This window comes from Tenacibaculum pelagium (genome assembly GCF_014062345.1).
In the GTDB taxonomy this organism is placed as follows: Bacteria; Bacteroidota; Bacteroidia; order Flavobacteriales; family Flavobacteriaceae; genus Polaribacter; species Polaribacter pelagius.
Genome location: NZ_JACGLS010000001.1, coordinates 598,712 through 613,788, shown reverse-complemented (window position 1 = coordinate 613,788; position 15,077 = coordinate 598,712). Strand labels below are relative to the sequence as shown.

Below are 15,077 nucleotides of genomic sequence, written 5' to 3'. Positions count from 1 at the left end.
CGAAACATTTGTTTCGGTTTTTTTTATGCTTTGCGTTTATTTTAGTTAAATAAATCGTTTAATTACTCTAAGTTTATGAGAGTGTTGATTTGTGTCAACATTGTAAATACCGCTATGATCTAGTTTGTCTATACGAACTTTTCCATGTGCATGGATAATATTATAGTCATTCATAATAATACCTACATGGGTAATTACTCCTTCTTCATTATCAAAAAAAGCTAAATCACCAGGTTCACTTTCTTCAATAAAACTTAACACTTCACCTTGAGTAGCTTGTTCTTTTGCATCGCGTAAAAGATTGTAGCCACATAATTTATATACGGTTTGTGTAAATCCAGAACAATCAATGCCAAAAGGAGATTTACCTCCCCATAAATAAGGAACATTTAAAAATAGAAAAGCTGTTTCTACAATTGTTGATTTAGGTAATTGTTGATTACATACTTTTCCTTCATATAAATACGAAGTATTGTTAATCTGAATACTATTTCCTTTCAAAAAAGGAAGTTTAGCTCCTAAAGGAATTGTAGTTAAGTTGTTATTATTGTCAGTAATAAAATCAATTAACTCACCAGCATAATTTTTAGTTTCTAGTGATAAACCTTGATAATCTTTCTCAGAAATATCCTCGTACTGTTTATTGTCGATAAAACCTTCGTAGTTATCGAAAGCTAAACGAATTTTACTCCATTTTTTAGTCTTTTCTAAAACTTCAAAATGCTCACCAAAAACAACCTGATTGACCATCTCTGATGTATCAGTTGGTTCAAGTCGTAAAGGAACAATACTTAGATTACAAATTCCGAAAGGCATTGATAGATTTATTAAAGATTAAACTCTTTCAATTACCATTGCGCTAGCACCACCACCACCGTTACAAATACCAGCAGCTCCAATTTTAGCGTTATTTTGTTTTAATATTGATGTTAAAGCAATAATGATTCTTGCTCCAGAAACCCCTAATGGGTGTCCTAAAGAAACAGCACCCCCATTTACATTTACATTTTCAGGAGATAACCCTAATATTTTCATGTTTGCTAAACCTACAACAGAAAATGCTTCATTTAGTTCAAAATAGTCAACATCGTCAATTGATACTCCCGCTTTGGCTAATGCTTTAGGTAAAGCTTTAGCTGGCGCTGTAGTGAACCATTTTGGCTCATGAGCAGCATCAGCATATCCTTTGATTTTTGCTAATGGAGTAATTCCTAATTCAGCAGCTTTGTCAGCAGACATTAATACCAAAGCAGCTCCACCATCATTAATCGTTGAAGCATTTGCAGCGGTAACAGTTCCTTCTTTTGTAAAAGCAGCACGTAAAGCAGGAATCTTTTCCATTTTTACATTTTTATATTCTTCATCTTCAGAAAAAATAATTGGTTCTCCACGACGTTGAGGTATCTCAACAGGAACAACTTCATCTGCAAATTTACCTTCGCTCCAAGCTTTAGCAGAACGATTGTAAGATTCGATAGCAAAAGCATCTTGATCTTCTCTAGAAAACTCATATTCAGTGGCACATTCATCAGCACAAACACCCATAGCTACTTTTTCGTAAGCATCAACTAATCCATCTCTTTGCATTCCATCCTCCATTTTAACAGGACCAAACTTAGTCGCAGATCTCGCATGTTGATAATGAGGAATCATACTCATATTTTCCATACCTCCAGCTACAACAATTTCAGCATCTCCTAAAGCAATTGCCTGAGCAGCTAGCATGATAGATTTCATACCCGATGAACATACTTTATTTACAGTAGTGCAAGGTACAGTATCAGGAATTCCAGCGAAAATAGCTGCTTGACGAGCAGGTGCTTGACCTAAACCAGCAGAAACTACATTTCCCATATAAACTTCTTCAACCATTTCTGGTTTTAAGTTAATTTTATCTAAGGCTCCTTTAATTGCTACAGCACCTAATTTTGGTGCAGGTGTAGTTGATAAAGTTCCTAAAAAACTACCTATTGGAGTTCTTGCAACCGATACTATAACTACTTCTTTCATATATTGAGTGTATTGTATTAAAATTTGTATTGCGAAAATAACCATTTTATAACAAGTACTCAAATAATAGATAAAGGTTATATTTACATTTTTAAATGTGAAAAATGAACGATTTTATTAATAAATTGTATAAAAATAATGCAATAATCTACAAAGTATTATTGTTCCTAATAACTGTTGTTTCAATTGTGTACTTATTCCCTAAAGGAGGGCAGTTTAAATATGATTTTGGTCAAGGAAAACCATGGCAATATGATAATTTATATGCACCATTTGATTTTGCTGTTCAAAAAACTGAAGAAGAAGTAGCTGAAGAGAAAGCAGAAGTTGAAGCTAATATAAAAAAGTATTTTGTTGTAGATACAGCGATTAAAAATCAGGTGCTAACAGATTTTAATACTAAAATTGAAGCTTTAGATTCTTTATCAGCGACAAATATTAAATTTTTAAAAAGTCAAGGAGATAATATTATTAATGATATATATAGATTCGGATTTATTGATGATGCCAGTATCTTTAAAGCAAATAAAACTGATGTTGTAATCTTACGAAAAGGAAATTCGATTAATGATGTTTCTTTCTCAAGATTAATCCAATCTAATCAAATCTTAAATTTTGTAAATAAAAAAGTTGAAGATCTTACTTCTGATCAACAACGTATAGTTTTAAGTGGTTTGTCTGAAACTTTAAAACCAAATGTAACTTACGATATTAAATATAGCGAGAAAGAACTTAATGAGGTTTTAAAGGCTATTTCTTATGCAAAAGGTAAAGTTTCTAAAGGTGAATTAATCATTTCTAAAGGAGATATTGTTGAAGGGAAAAAATTAAATGTTTTAAAATCTTACGAAGTTGCATCTAGCTCTCAAACCTGGACAAAGTCAAATAGAAATTGGATTATTTTCGGGTACACTATTTTGGTAGCCTTGGCCTTATTAATGCTGCTGCTTTTCTTGGAGAAATATAGATTTGAAATCTTTAATGATAATAACAAGGTAACTTTTATATTTTTCAATATTTTCTTAATGATTTTTGTGCAAACAATGGTTGTTAAGTATAATTCTGAGTACTTATATGTTGTGCCATTAAGTATTTTGCCGATTGTTTTGAAAGCTTTTTTCGATGCTCGCTTAGGATTGTTTACGCATGTATTAACAGTTTTGTTATTAGGTTTTATTGTTCCAAATAGTTTTGAATTTATCTACTTAAATATTATTGCAGGAATAGTAACAATATTAACAGTGTCAGAATTATATAAACGAGCTAGTTTATTCATGTCAATTGGTCAAATTACGTTGATTTATATGATAACCTATTTTGCATTTTCTATTTTAAAAGAGGGGAATGCGGATAAAATTAACTGGTTATATTTTGGGCTATTCGCAGCTAACGGAATGTTATCTTTCTTATCGGTATTCTTTATTTATTTCTATGAGAAGATTTTCGGGTTAGTGTCTGATGTAACTTTGTTAGAATTGTCAAACACTAACTCTAAATTATTAAGAGATTTAAATGAAAAAGCACCAGGGACTTTTCAGCATTCCATGCAAGTAGCAAATTTAGCAGAGGCTGCAGCTAATGAGATAGGGGCAAACTCTATGTTGGTTCGTACAGGAGCGTTGTATCATGATATAGGTAAAATGGTGAATCCAATGTATTTTACCGAAAATCAATCTACAGGAGTAAACCCTCATAATGATTTATTACCTCAAGATAGCGCTCGAATAATTTTAGATCATGTAATTAATGGTATTGAAATAGCGAAGAAGCACAAGTTGCCAGATAGAATTATTGATTTTATTAGAACGCACCACGGAACAAGTGTAACGTATTATTTTTATAAAAAAGAAAAAGAGAATAGTGTAGAAGGGGAAGAAGTTGATAAAAAGAAGTTTCAATATCAAGGACCTATTCCTTTTTCAAAAGAAACAGCTATTTTAATGATGTGTGATGCCGCAGAAGCTGCTTCAAAGAGTTTAAAAAACCCAACAGCGCAATCAATTGATGAGTTGATAGATCGAATAGTAGAAAAGCAAAAAAGCGATAATCAGTTCCGAAATTCGGATATAACTTTTAGAGAAATAGAAAAAATTAAAAAAATTATTAAAAGTAAGTTGATGAATATCTATCACTTACGAGTAGAGTACCCAGATTAGCTAAAAATTTTATAAAAAAAGCTTGTGAAAACATATAAATAGTTATAGATTTGCACTCGCAATTTTTAATTCATTGTTTGATGAGTTTTTGTTTGCAAGGAGAGGTGCCAGAGTGGTAATGGAGCAGATTGCTAATCTGTCGACGGGTAACTGTCGCCAGGGTTCGAGTCCCTGTCTCTCCGCAATAAGATAACCATTCGGGGTGTAGCGTAGCCCGGTTATCGCGCCGCGTTTGGGACGCGGAGGTCGCAGGTTCGAATCCTGCCACCCCGACACTGTTTTCGTAGAAACATAAAAACTACGGGCTCTTAGCTCAGCTGGATAGAGCACCTCCCTTCTAAGGAGGCGGTCGGAGGTTCGAATCCTCCAGGGCTCACTTAAAGCTTCACTTTAATTAGTGAGGCTTTTTTGTTTTCTTATATTTCGTAAGGTTTATAACTTGTTTTAATTGCTCTTTATATTACAATTTGTCATTATGATTTAATAAAAATATGCCTTTTAGGAGTATTAAAAGGTATCACTTTTTACTTAGAGGTATCAATTTTTGAAATGTAAATTATATTCATTAAATATGTATTTCATTATTGGTGCTTATTGTAAAAATAAAATACTTTTATATTAATGAGAATTAAAATAGATAGAACAACTGTTATTTTATTAGTGTTAATTTTTTTAGCTATAACCTTTTTTTTTAATAGGTTTTTAATCAGAAAAGAAATTGAAGAAGATAAGGTCAAAAAAAAACTATATACAATAGGAAGAATACTAAGTTACCACAATGGCTTTAAGACTTCTAATAAACTTATGTATGAATATGTTAATAAAAAAGGAGAGATCAAAGAAGGTGGGCATAGTTTGTCTGGTTTTCTTGCTAAGAAAAATGAAGAATATTTTGAAAAAGAATTTTTTGGAAGGTGTTTTTTAGTTGAATTTAACACTGAATATTCTTGGTATAATAAATTGTTAATAAATAAACCTGTACCAGATAGTTTGTATAGTTGTACTAATTGTTATTGGGATAAAATACCTTGGTAGTGTATTTGTTTCACTGTTTCTGGTAGTTTTTATCTGGTGCTAAGTAAGTTTATAATGTACCTAAAAAGAGAATAATTAATATGGATATAGAAAAGAAAATAGAACAAGATTATTTGTTTGGTTGTATTAAATTTAATGATAAGCTCAATTTTTATTTAATGCCTATTGCTTATTGGATATTAAACCATAAAAAATATGATCCTATTTATGACCCAAATGAATGGGAATCTGTATTTAGAGATAATATTCTTAATGTAGATAAATCTAATATAGAAGATTTTTTAAATGCTATTAAAGTTGATTTGATAGAGTTAAAAAAGGGTGATATAGAGAAATACAATTTAGAAGATGTTTTCTTATTTTATATTGATTTTGATTCTAATCTTTTTGTTAGTTATTTTGATGAAATAGACCTTGAAGATTATGTACCTAATAAAAGATGGAAATATAAATTTGCTAACCCTAGTCATTGTGTACCTAGTGATTTAATAAAGCAGTATTTGTAAAATGAAAAAAATACTTCATTCAATAATTAATTATATTTATATTCTATTTTTACTTTATCTATGTATTTTTGCTTTAACTCTATTTTTAAAAGGGTGTTCAGAAGGTTTTTTAAATTTAGATATACGCTGGCATAAAACTCCTTTAATAGTAGGGATTCCAGTACTATTTACGATTATATTAAGTTTTTTAATTAAAAAATTAGAGTGAATAAATTAGGGGCACACTAAATTTATGTAATATTTCATTTCTGTTGATCCAGAATTAGAGAACAAAGGAGTGGGTATTAAATAAAAATAAAGTAGACTACTTTACATTAATTTGTGAGGTAGTTTTTTATTAGAATTAATTTAAAAATAATAATTATGAATAATCATAAAATACGTGTGTTATTTGTAATAGCACTTAACAGAATAAAAAAAACTCGACTAAAAAGCCGAGTTTAAATATGAATGAGGAATAAAAAGTTATTTCTTTCTATACCAATAAGCAGTTCTACCAAAGGCAGCAAAACCAATATATCCTCGAATTTTTAACTTGTTGCTATTGTCAAGTTTAATATAACACTTGTATTCTTTTCCGTTTTTGGGGTCTAAAATTTTTCCACCAGACCATTCATCACCATCTTTTTTTAATCCCGTTAAAATATTCATCCCTAAAATAGGGTTGTTTTTGCGTTTTCCGCTACACTTATCACATAAGGCATCTTGTCTGTTTTTATCAGTAATTTCAATAATTTTAGCGTAAGCTTTACCTTCTTTTTGGTAAACTTCAATTACAGAATCAACTTTATTGGTTTCTTCATCGCGGTTTTCCCATTTTCCAAAAATAGTTTGTGCATTGATAGAGGTTGATATGATAATTAATAAAAGGGTGTAAAATATTTTTTTCATTGTTTAGAGTTTAATAAAATTGAGGTTCAAAAATTATTCCAATTAATCTTATTGTGCATCAAAGTTGCTGTCCCATTTTCCTTGTACGCGCAATACTTGCTCTAAAATATCACGAGCGCAACCATTACCACCAGTTTTATCAGAAATATATATAGATACTTGTTGTATTTCTCTAGCAGCATCATTAGGGCAGCAAGGCATTCCAACTAGTTTCATTACAGGGTAGTCAGGAATATCATCACCCATATATGCGATATTTTCTGGATTAAGATTGTATTTTTCAACGAACTCGTTATATTGTTTAATTTTATCGTGAGCACCTAAATAAATGTCGTCAATACCGAGGTTGCTTAAACGCGTACGAACACCTTCGTTTTTACCACCAGATATAATACATATTCTAAACCCAGCTTTTACTGCAGCTCTTAAAGCATAGCTGTCCTTAATATTCATTTGACGTACCAGTTGACCATCAGGAAAAACGGTTACAATTCCGTTGGTTAAAACTCCGTCTACATCAAAAATAAAAGTATCTATTTGAGGTAGTATTTCTTTATAACTTTTCTCCATTGTTTTGGATTGATTTTGTAATAAGTAGGTAAATTTCTTGTTGCTTTTTGTTAAGCAGTTTTAAATGATTTTGGATTGTTTCTTGATCATTTCTTTTTGCAGGACCTGTTTGTGCAGCTTCTGGTGTGAGTTCTTTTATTTTTAATGCAGTTTCTTGAATTAAAGGTTGCAATACTTCAAAAGGAACTTGGTGTTCTTTGCAAATGTCAGCACCAATTTTATACATATGATTCGTGAAGTTGTTTACAAAAACAGCAGCTGCGTGTAAACTTTTTCGTTGTTTAGAATCGATATGGTATATTTTTGATCCAATTGATTTTGCTAAAGTTTCTAATAATTTAAGATCCTTTTTATTTTCAGCTTCTAAACAAAAAGGGATTTCGTTAAAATTTACAGTTTTACCTTTTGAGAAACTCTGGAGTAAATAAAATACTCCTTTTCGTCCTTTGTTTTGAAGAGATTCTAAAGAAGCACTCCCAGAAGTATGAACTACCAAATGGTTTCCATTAATTTTAGAGGAAACTTCAGGAATTGCATCATCAGAAACAGCCAAAATATATACATCAGCATCTATTAATAGTTCTAGACTATTGGTAATAGAAGTATGATGTTTTAAATGCTCAATCTGTGCAATGTTTCTAGCGTATACCTGCACTAATGAAACTTCTTTAGTTTCATGAAAAGTTTTAGTTAAATGGCTAGCTACATTGCCGCCTCCAATAATGGCAATCTTAATCATAGTACGAAGATATTGATTTTCTGTCATAGAAATTCATTAAAAATATTTTTTGCATATTTGTAATCTTATGATTGTTTAAGTCCACTTCCATATTAGTTGTACTCTTTGCAACTCCCAATTAGCCTGAGATTTTTCTCGGGTAATTTATTGTATTAAATAATTTATAATGACTGAAAATAATCAAACTTCAAAACAAAATATATTTTCCCTTTTTAAAGACGCCGTTTTAGGTAAACAACAAGATTTTACACAAGGTAGCATACATAAAGCTGTTTTTATGTTAGCAATTCCTATGATTTTAGAAATGTTAATGGAATCAATATTCGCTCTGGTGGATATTATTTATGTATCTAGAGTAAGTGTAAATGCTGTAGCTACTGTAGGTTTAACAGAATCTGTACTAACGTTAGTGTATGCTGTAGCTATCGGATTAAGTATGGCGGCAACTGCTTTAGTGGCTCGTAGAACAGGAGAAAAAGATGCAAAAGGAGCCAATGAAACTGCGGTACAAGTTATATTTCTAGGTGTATTTATTTCTATTTTAATAAGTATAGTGGGAATTTTATACCCGAAAGAAATATTGCAATTAATGGGTGGAGAGCCAGATTTAATTGCTGAGGGTTATGGATATACAAGAGTGTTATTGGGAGGGAATATAACTGTAATGTTATTATTCTTAATCAATGCAATTTTTAGAGGAGCAGGAAATGCTTCAATTGCTATGTGGACGTTGATTTTATCAAACGGTTTGAATATTGTTTTAGATCCAATTTTTATCTTCGGTTTAGGACCAATTCCTGCGTATGGAGTAGAAGGAGCTGCTATAGCAACTACAATTGGTAGAGGTACTGCAGTAGTATTGCAATTATTAGTGTTGTTTTTTGGCGCAGGAAAAATAAAAATAGCAGTTAAAGATTTAGTAATTAAAGTATCTGTAATGATTAATCTAATTAAAGTTTCTTTAGGTGGTATTGGTCAGTTTTTAATTGGTACATCCAGTTGGGTATTTTTAATGCGTATCATGTCAGAATTTGGTAGTGAAGTGTTAGCTGGGTATACCATTGCTATTCGTATTATGATGTTTACCTTAATGCCAGCATGGGGTATGAGTAATGCTGCAGCTACTTTAGTAGGGCAGAATTTAGGAGCAAATCAACCAGATAGAGCTGAAAAATCTGTATGGATTACAAGTAAGTATTGTGCTTATTTTATGGGGTTAGTTTCTGTAGTTTATCTTTTTTTAGCGCCAACATTTTTAAACTGGTTTTCAGAAAATACAGAAGTGGTTAAAAACGGAGCATTGTGTTTACAAATTATAGCAGCAGGTTATATTGCTTATGCATACGGAATGGTAGTAATACAATCGTTTAATGGTTCAGGAGACACCAAAACACCAACATATATTAATTTTATTTGTTTTTGGTTGTTTCAGTTGCCGTTTGCTTATATAATGGCAATAACTTTAGATTATGGTCCTGTAGGAGTATTTTCGGCTATTACATTAGCAGAAATATTAATTGCTGTTATTGGGATTTGGTTGTTTAAAAAAGGAAAATGGAAAACAGTTAAGGTCTAAATAGAATTAGTAAATTAGCTGTTATTATATACGATTTATGAAACTAGATATATTAGCTTTTGGTGCGCATCCAGATGATGTTGAATTAGGTTGTGCAGCTACCATTGCAAAAGAAATTTCCTTAGGAAAAAAAGTAGGTATTGTTGATTTAACTCGTGGAGAACTTGGTACGCGAGGTTCTGCTGAATTAAGAGATAAAGAAGCGGCAAAGGCTGCCGAAATTTTAGGAGTTTCGGTTCGAGAAAATTTAGGTTTTGCTGACGGGTTCTTTGTGAATGATAAAGAACATCAATTAGAAATCATAAAAATGATACGTAAATACCAACCAGAAATTGTGTTGTGTAATGCGATTGACGATCGACATATTGATCATCCAAAAGGGAGTAATGTGGTATCTAATGCTTGTTTTTTAAGTGGTTTAATGAAAATTGAGACTGAATTAGATGGAATTCAACAAGAAAAATGGAGACCTAAGCAAGTATATCATTATATTCAATGGAAAAATATTGAACCAGATTTTGTGGTTGATGTAACTGGTTTTATGGATAAAAAAATAGCTTCGGTTTTTGCATACTCTTCGCAGTTTTTTGATCCTAAGAGTAACGAGCCAGAAACACCAATTACAAGTAAAAATTTTACCGATAGCATAGAGTATAGAGCAAGAGACTTAGGAAGGTTAATAAATGTTGATTTTGCAGAAGGCTTTACCTCAGAACGTTATGTGGCAGTTGAAAATTTAAGTAAATTAATTTAAAAAAATATTTTGCAAATATTAAAATCTATCTTATATTTGCACTCGCAATTAAAATGGTGATTGTAGCTCAGTTGGTTAGAGCATCGGTTTGTGGTACCGAGGGTCGTGGGTTCGAATCCCATCATTCACCCAAAAGCAAAAAGCTTTCTCAATTTGAGAAAGCTTTTTTTGTATAAATAATTATCAATTTTATTTTCGAGAATTTTTTCTCATCTCCAACCATTGGTCGTATTTATTTCTATGCTTAAAGCGGTTATGAGTCCATAAATAACATTCAGGTTGTGCTTTAATATTTCTTTCTGTTATTTCTAGGTATTTATCAGTTATTAGATAATTATCAAATTCTTTAGGGCTGTCGGTTATTAATTCAAATTCAGTTTCAAAATAACCTCTTTTAATTTTCTTTACGGCATAGTTAACAACAGCTAAATCGTATTTTTTAGCTAACATTTCGGCTCCAGTGTGTATAGGGACTTTAACACCTAAAAATTTAGACCAATAATGTGTTTTTCCTAATCTTGGAGATTGGTCGCTTAATAAGATGTATAAGCCTTGTATTTTGTTTATGTAGTTTTTGTGAATACCTTTTACAGTTTCGGTAGTTTTATAGCCAATAACTCCAAATTTTGTTCTTGACTCTTTTACTTTCTTTTCAAAATACTTATTTTTTAGTTTAGTGTAAGCACCAAAAACCGGAATATCTAAAACAAGAGGTAGGGTGATTGACCATTCCCAGTTTGCTTGGTGTGCACCAACTAAAGCTATGCTTTTTCCTTGTTTAGAAAGATTGTTTATTAGTTCAGGGTTTTTATAGGTATAACGCTTAAGTATTTCTTTTTCTGAAATGGTAAAAGATTTAATACTTTCAAAAATTAAGTCAACAAAATGCTTGAAGAATTTTTTCTGTAATTTTTTAATTTCTTGACTGTTCTTTTCTGGAAAAACCATCGTCAAGTTTTTCTCAACTACTTTTTTTCTATAACCAACAATATAATAGAGGATAAAGAAGAAAAAATCAGAAAAAATATATAAAACTCTCATTGGTAATCTTGAGATTAACCAAATAATAGGATAAACAATTGCGAAAGTTAAAAACTTCATATTTTAAATTTAAAATGCAAATATCGTATTAAATTATCAATGATTTACTTTATTAACTTTTGTTTATGTTTGTGGATATTTAAAAAGTTATGAGTCAGATTATTTTAATAATTATAGTGGCCAATGTTTTAGTTTCTTACAAAGGTTTTAACGATGTTGTTTTTTTTGATCGCTATAAATTTCAGGTCCAAAGAATATTGAATGGAGATAAATTACGAATGTTAACTTCAGGTTTTTTGCATGTAGATTGGATTCATTTAGGGTTCAATATGTATGCATTGTATTTGTTTGGTAAAGTAGTAGTGTCAAGTTTTGGGACAGTCAATTTTATATTAATCTATTTCGGAAGTTTGATTGCAGGAAGTATGTATTCTCTATATCAGCATAAAAGAGAAGCGTATTATAGTGCTGTAGGTGCCTCAGGTGCGGTTTCTGGAATTGTTTTTTCGGCAATTATGTTATATCCAGATATGGAATTAATAATGTTACCGATTCCAATTCCTTTACCAGGATATATTTTCGGAATTGGGTATTTATTGTATTCTATTTATGGAATGAAAAAGCAGTTAGGTAATGTTGGTCATTCAGCTCATTTAGGTGGAGCAATTGGAGGGTATGTATTAACCTTGCTATTAAGACCAAGTGTTATTAGTAATAATTCTTTAATGATAGGAATTATAGGAGCGATAATTGTAGGTTTATTTTTCTTTGGAGATAAATTGAAACTTAATTAATAGAAATAAAAAAAACCGAAACAAATGTTTCGGTTTTTTTTGAGCGAGAGACCAGGTTCGAACTGGCGACATTCAGCTTGGAAGGCTGACGCTCTACCAACTGAGCTACTCTCGCATTGGTAAATAAAGATTTTAAAGTCTATCTTCTAAAGACTTGAGCGAGAGACCAGGTTCGAACTGGCGACATTCAGCTTGGAAGGCTGACGCTCTACCAACTGAGCTACTCTCGCATTGGTAAATAAAGATTTTTAAAGTCTATCTTCTAAAGACTTGAGCGAGAGACCAGGTTCGAACTGGCGACATTCAGCTTGGAAGGCTGACGCTCTACCAACTGAGCTACTCTCGCATGGTAAAGATTTTTGCTATAATTAAGGTGTTAACTCTTATTTAAAGCGGTTGCAAATATAAAATAGTTTATAGAATTTGCAATAGAATTTGCAATAAAATTAATAAAATTTTTGATCATCTCTTATAACTTTCACAAAATGAAAACCATAGATTTCAAATCCTTCATTATAATAAAATTTATGAGACTTTCTGTTGCCTGTATAAGTGTTTAATTCAATTGCTTCATAACCTTTAGATTTGGTGTATTCATAAATCCAGCTAAAAAACTGTTTTCCAATGTTTTTACCACGATATGCATCGTCAATAATTACATGATCTGGTTCTACGCTTCTTCCAGAATAATGCCGAACGCTATACCAAAGCCCTGAAATACCAATTAATTTATCATTATCAAATACGCCAACACATTCATAATTGTTATAAGTAGCCATTTCTAAAACTCTTTCTTTTAATATGTCATGAGGTGTTGTAGTGTTGGCTTTATGTAAGAGTGGAAGAATAGAGAGTATTTCGTCTTTATTTATTGCTCTAAAATTAATGCTCATTTAAAATATTTTAGCATAAAGATATAAAATTGAAATTGTAAAATAGTAACTTACAAAGTGTAATTTTATAGTGTGAAAATCGACGAACAAAACTTAAAACTAATATCATGAAAATTAAAATATTACTAACGATAAGTTTATTCTTTGTAACTAATTTAATTATGGAAGCTCAAAATAGAGAAGTTAAAATTAGATCTCAAAAAGTAGCGGATAATATATATATGCTTCAAGGTCAAGGAGGAAATATAGGGGTGTTTGTAGGTGATGATGGAGTTTTTATGATTGATGATCAATTTGCTCCATTAAGCAAAAAGATAATCGATAAGATTAAAGAGATTACAGATAAACCTTTAAGTTATTTGATTAATACACATTGGCACGGAGACCATACAGGAGGAAATGAGAATATGAAAAAAGAAGGTTTTTTAATTATATCTCATGAAAACGTTCGTAAAAGAATGAGTACAAATCAAGTTGTAAGAGGAAGAAAAAAGAAAGCTTCATCGAAAGAAGCTTTGCCAGTAATAACTTTTACAGACGATATGATGTTTCATATAAATAATGAAGATGTTTTAGTTTCACACGTTCATAATGCACATACTGATGGAGATTCACATATTTATTTTACAAAAAGTAATGTGATACATATGGGGGATACTTATTTTCAAGGAAAATTTCCATTTATTGATTTAGATAGTGGAGGTAGTATCGATGGGTATATAGCATCGATAGATAAAGTTTTAATGATTGCTGACAATGAAACTAAAATTATACCAGGGCATAGAAGTTTATCTAATAAAGAAGAGCTAAAGGTTTATAAAAAAATGTTAGTTACTTTACGAGATAGAGTTCAAAAAGCTATAGATGCTGGAAAAACTTTAGAAGAGGTTACTAACGATAGCAGTATAACAAAAGAGTATAAAAAAGAATATGGAGGTTGGTTTATTTCGGCAAAAGAAATGAGAACAACTATTTATAAGAGTTTAAAAAGTAAAGAGTGATAACAGTAAAAGAGATAACCGCAGCAGATACTTACAAAATAAGGCTAGAGGTATTGCGAAAGAATATTGATTTACCTTATAAATTTGATGGAGATTTTGATAAAGAAACTTTTCATTTAGGGGGTTATTATGAAGAAGAATTAGTTGGTATTGCAACATTTATGAAAAATGATATTGAATCTTTAAAGGGGAGCCAATATCAATTAAGGGGAATGGCTACTACAACAAAAGCAAGAGGAAAAGGATTAGGAAAACATATAATTAATAAGGCAGTTGCTATTTTAAAAGAAAAACAAATTGATTTTTTGTGGTGTAATGCACGAAAGGAAGCTGTTTTATTCTACGAAAAACTAAGTTTTGCTAAAATAGGAGCTGAATTTATTGTTGAAAAAGTTGGTCCACATTATAAAATGTATACTAAGATTTAAGCAAAAAAAAACTCAAACTTATTGAGTTTGAGTTTTGTAGCGAAGAGCAGATTTGAACTGCCGACCTCAGGGTTATGAATCCTGCGCTCTAACCAACTGAGCTACCTCGCCGAATGCGGGTGCAAATATAGAAACTTTTTGTTTTTTTACAATGAAATTTTTGAATTTTTTTTTGAAAAAATAAATATATATATTGCAACTCAACAAAAAATGAAATGACTAAAGTTAAGTACGAATTAGAGTTTCCGGTGCATGCTTCACCAAATATGTTATATCAGTATTTAGCAACTCCTTCTGGTTTACAAGAGTGGTTTGCAGATAAAGTTAATTCTCGTGGAAAAGTAATGACTTTTACTTGGGACGACTCTGATGAAGAAGCAAAAATAGTTGCTAAAAAAACAAACGAACGTATAAAGTTTAAATGGACTGAAAGCGAGGGAGATGAAAGCTATTTTGAATTTAGAATAGAAGTAGATTCATTAACCAAAGATGTATCTATAATGGTTACCGATTTTGCTGATGATGAAGATGAGGTAGAAGAAGCAAAAATGTTATGGGAAAACCAAATAGAACAGCTAAAGCATAATATAGGTGCTTAAGACTTATAAAGATAAAATAAAACTCGACATTTAGTCGAGTTTTTTTATGGCTACTAATTACCTAAATTGTAATTTTGCAATCAA

16 protein-coding genes and 8 tRNA genes are annotated in these 15,077 nt (G+C 30.9%); 13 read left to right on the top strand and 11 right to left on the bottom strand.

The window, feature by feature from the left end; all coding sequences use genetic code 11:
- Positions 1-45: 45 nt before the first annotated feature.
- Together H3Z83_RS02865 and H3Z83_RS02860 are read right to left on the bottom strand one after the other, a co-directional pair.
- Complete coding sequence (locus H3Z83_RS02865; protein ID WP_182123965.1) at positions 46-816, bottom strand: C40 family peptidase; 771 nt, start codon at positions 814-816, stop codon at positions 46-48.
- 18 nt (positions 817-834) lie between these two features.
- Positions 835-2,010, bottom strand: a complete 1,176-nt coding sequence (locus tag H3Z83_RS02860; RefSeq protein ID WP_182123964.1) for an acetyl-CoA C-acyltransferase — start codon at positions 2,008-2,010, stop codon at positions 835-837.
- Positions 2,011-2,114: 104 nt separating this feature from the next.
- Between H3Z83_RS02860 and H3Z83_RS02855 the strand changes: the two genes are divergently transcribed.
- The 6 genes from H3Z83_RS02855 to H3Z83_RS02830 all read left to right on the top strand — a co-directional run bounded on the left by H3Z83_RS02855 (position 2,115) and on the right by H3Z83_RS02830 (position 5,707).
- A complete protein-coding gene (locus H3Z83_RS02855) occupies positions 2,115-4,166 on the top strand; it encodes an HD family phosphohydrolase (RefSeq protein WP_182123963.1) in 2,052 nt (683 codons plus the stop codon).
- Positions 4,167-4,264: 98 nt separating this feature from the next.
- Positions 4,265-4,348, top strand: a tRNA-Ser gene (locus H3Z83_RS02850).
- A 16-nt stretch (positions 4,349-4,364) separates the two neighbouring features.
- Positions 4,365-4,439 (top strand) — tRNA-Pro (locus H3Z83_RS02845).
- Between the two features lie 29 nt (positions 4,440-4,468).
- Positions 4,469-4,542 (top strand) — tRNA-Arg (locus tag H3Z83_RS02840).
- Between the two features lie 245 nt (positions 4,543-4,787).
- Entirely contained in the window at positions 4,788-5,201 is a 414-nt protein-coding gene (locus H3Z83_RS02835) for a hypothetical protein (RefSeq protein ID WP_182123962.1), read from the top strand.
- 80 nt (positions 5,202-5,281) lie between these two features.
- A complete protein-coding gene (locus tag H3Z83_RS02830; RefSeq protein WP_182123961.1) occupies positions 5,282-5,707 on the top strand; it encodes a hypothetical protein in 426 nt (141 codons plus the stop codon).
- 465 nt (positions 5,708-6,172) lie between these two features.
- On the opposite strand, the gene H3Z83_RS02825 is transcribed toward H3Z83_RS02830, so the two are convergent.
- Genes H3Z83_RS02825 through H3Z83_RS02815 form a run of 3 tightly spaced genes read right to left on the bottom strand, consistent with a single transcriptional unit; the run spans position 6,173 to position 7,907 of the window.
- Positions 6,173-6,598: a DUF2147 domain-containing protein gene (locus H3Z83_RS02825; protein WP_182123960.1), complete on the bottom strand. Its 426-nt coding sequence runs from the start codon at positions 6,596-6,598 to the stop codon at positions 6,173-6,175.
- Positions 6,599-6,646: 48 nt separating this feature from the next.
- Entirely contained in the window at positions 6,647-7,168 is a 522-nt protein-coding gene (locus tag H3Z83_RS02820) for a KdsC family phosphatase (RefSeq protein WP_182123959.1), read from the bottom strand.
- Positions 7,152-7,907: a Rossmann-like and DUF2520 domain-containing protein gene (locus tag H3Z83_RS02815; protein WP_182124373.1), complete on the bottom strand. Its 756-nt coding sequence runs from the start codon at positions 7,905-7,907 to the stop codon at positions 7,152-7,154. The genes H3Z83_RS02820 and H3Z83_RS02815 overlap by 17 nt, the downstream gene beginning before the upstream one ends.
- 166 nt (positions 7,908-8,073) lie before the next feature.
- Here H3Z83_RS02815 and H3Z83_RS02810 point away from each other — a divergent pair, with 166 nt between their 5' ends.
- The 3 genes from H3Z83_RS02810 (at position 8,074) to H3Z83_RS02800 (ending at position 10,368) form a co-directional block, all read left to right on the top strand.
- A complete protein-coding gene (locus tag H3Z83_RS02810) occupies positions 8,074-9,483 on the top strand; it encodes an MATE family efflux transporter (RefSeq protein ID WP_182123958.1) in 1,410 nt (469 codons plus the stop codon).
- 37 nt (positions 9,484-9,520) lie between these two features.
- The gene (gene bshB1 / locus H3Z83_RS02805) at positions 9,521-10,237 is read left to right on the top strand and encodes a bacillithiol biosynthesis deacetylase BshB1 (RefSeq protein WP_182123957.1); all 717 of its coding nucleotides are present in this window, start codon (positions 9,521-9,523) and stop codon (positions 10,235-10,237) included.
- A 55-nt stretch (positions 10,238-10,292) separates the two neighbouring features.
- A tRNA-His gene (locus tag H3Z83_RS02800) sits at positions 10,293-10,368 on the top strand.
- 58 nt (positions 10,369-10,426) lie between these two features.
- Here the strand turns inward: H3Z83_RS02800 and H3Z83_RS02795 are convergent.
- Positions 10,427-11,338, bottom strand: coding sequence for a lysophospholipid acyltransferase family protein (locus H3Z83_RS02795; protein ID WP_182123956.1), 912 nt, complete (start codon positions 11,336-11,338; stop codon positions 10,427-10,429).
- Positions 11,339-11,427: 89 nt separating this feature from the next.
- On the opposite strand from H3Z83_RS02795, the gene H3Z83_RS02790 reads away from it, so the two are divergent.
- Complete coding sequence (locus tag H3Z83_RS02790) at positions 11,428-12,072, top strand: rhomboid family intramembrane serine protease (protein ID WP_182123955.1); 645 nt, start codon at positions 11,428-11,430, stop codon at positions 12,070-12,072.
- Positions 12,073-12,114: 42 nt separating this feature from the next.
- Here the strand turns inward: H3Z83_RS02790 and H3Z83_RS02785 are convergent.
- The 4 genes from H3Z83_RS02785 to H3Z83_RS02770 all read right to left on the bottom strand — a co-directional run bounded on the left by H3Z83_RS02785 (position 12,115) and on the right by H3Z83_RS02770 (position 12,965).
- Positions 12,115-12,187: transfer RNA gene (locus tag H3Z83_RS02785), tRNA-Gly, on the bottom strand.
- 42 nt (positions 12,188-12,229) lie between these two features.
- A tRNA-Gly gene (locus H3Z83_RS02780) sits at positions 12,230-12,302 on the bottom strand.
- Between the two features lie 43 nt (positions 12,303-12,345).
- A tRNA-Gly gene (locus tag H3Z83_RS02775) sits at positions 12,346-12,418 on the bottom strand.
- Positions 12,419-12,518: 100 nt separating this feature from the next.
- Positions 12,519-12,965, bottom strand: a complete 447-nt coding sequence (locus H3Z83_RS02770; RefSeq protein ID WP_182123954.1) for a GNAT family N-acetyltransferase — start codon at positions 12,963-12,965, stop codon at positions 12,519-12,521.
- 107 nt (positions 12,966-13,072) lie between these two features.
- On the opposite strand from H3Z83_RS02770, the gene H3Z83_RS02765 reads away from it, so the two are divergent.
- Together H3Z83_RS02765 and H3Z83_RS02760 are read left to right on the top strand one after the other, a co-directional pair.
- Positions 13,073-13,966 (top strand): MBL fold metallo-hydrolase, encoded by an 894-nt coding sequence (locus tag H3Z83_RS02765; RefSeq protein WP_182123953.1) that lies wholly within the window; start codon positions 13,073-13,075, stop codon positions 13,964-13,966.
- Entirely contained in the window at positions 13,963-14,394 is a 432-nt protein-coding gene (locus H3Z83_RS02760; protein WP_182123952.1) for a GNAT family N-acetyltransferase, read from the top strand. The genes H3Z83_RS02765 and H3Z83_RS02760 overlap by 4 nt, the downstream gene beginning before the upstream one ends.
- Before the next feature lie 37 nt (positions 14,395-14,431).
- On the opposite strand, the gene H3Z83_RS02755 is transcribed toward H3Z83_RS02760, so the two are convergent.
- Positions 14,432-14,505: transfer RNA gene (locus tag H3Z83_RS02755), tRNA-Met, on the bottom strand.
- A gap of 104 nt (positions 14,506-14,609) precedes the next feature.
- Between H3Z83_RS02755 and H3Z83_RS02750 the strand changes: the two genes are divergently transcribed.
- Positions 14,610-14,993, top strand: a complete 384-nt coding sequence (locus H3Z83_RS02750) for an START-like domain-containing protein (protein WP_182123951.1) — start codon at positions 14,610-14,612, stop codon at positions 14,991-14,993.
- Positions 14,994-15,077: the final 84 nt, after the last annotated feature.

What these genes read in the sequence shown, in the direction of transcription:
- H3Z83_RS02825 (WP_182123960.1), bottom strand. Translation starts at nt 6,598, where the DNA reads ATGAAAAAAATATTTTACACCCTTTTATTAATTATCATATCAACCTCT.
- H3Z83_RS02835 (WP_182123962.1), top strand. Translation starts at nt 4,788, where the DNA reads ATGAGAATTAAAATAGATAGAACAACTGTTATTTTATTAGTGTTAATT.
- H3Z83_RS02815 (WP_182124373.1), bottom strand. Translation starts at nt 7,907, where the DNA reads ATGATTAAGATTGCCATTATTGGAGGCGGCAATGTAGCTAGCCATTTA.
- H3Z83_RS02790 (WP_182123955.1), top strand. Translation starts at nt 11,428, where the DNA reads ATGAGTCAGATTATTTTAATAATTATAGTGGCCAATGTTTTAGTTTCT.
- H3Z83_RS02865 (WP_182123965.1), bottom strand. Translation starts at nt 816, where the DNA reads ATGCCTTTCGGAATTTGTAATCTAAGTATTGTTCCTTTACGACTTGAA.
- H3Z83_RS02770 (WP_182123954.1), bottom strand. Translation starts at nt 12,965, where the DNA reads ATGAGCATTAATTTTAGAGCAATAAATAAAGACGAAATACTCTCTATT.
- H3Z83_RS02820 (WP_182123959.1), bottom strand. Translation starts at nt 7,168, where the DNA reads ATGGAGAAAAGTTATAAAGAAATACTACCTCAAATAGATACTTTTATT.
- H3Z83_RS02830 (WP_182123961.1), top strand. Translation starts at nt 5,282, where the DNA reads ATGGATATAGAAAAGAAAATAGAACAAGATTATTTGTTTGGTTGTATT.
- H3Z83_RS02765 (WP_182123953.1), top strand. Translation starts at nt 13,073, where the DNA reads ATGAAAATTAAAATATTACTAACGATAAGTTTATTCTTTGTAACTAAT.
- H3Z83_RS02855 (WP_182123963.1), top strand. Translation starts at nt 2,115, where the DNA reads ATGAACGATTTTATTAATAAATTGTATAAAAATAATGCAATAATCTAC.
- H3Z83_RS02860 (WP_182123964.1), bottom strand. Translation starts at nt 2,010, where the DNA reads ATGAAAGAAGTAGTTATAGTATCGGTTGCAAGAACTCCAATAGGTAGT.
- H3Z83_RS02795 (WP_182123956.1), bottom strand. Translation starts at nt 11,338, where the DNA reads ATGAAGTTTTTAACTTTCGCAATTGTTTATCCTATTATTTGGTTAATC.
- H3Z83_RS02750 (WP_182123951.1), top strand. Translation starts at nt 14,610, where the DNA reads ATGACTAAAGTTAAGTACGAATTAGAGTTTCCGGTGCATGCTTCACCA.
- bshB1 (WP_182123957.1), top strand. Translation starts at nt 9,521, where the DNA reads ATGAAACTAGATATATTAGCTTTTGGTGCGCATCCAGATGATGTTGAA.
- H3Z83_RS02810 (WP_182123958.1), top strand. Translation starts at nt 8,074, where the DNA reads ATGACTGAAAATAATCAAACTTCAAAACAAAATATATTTTCCCTTTTT.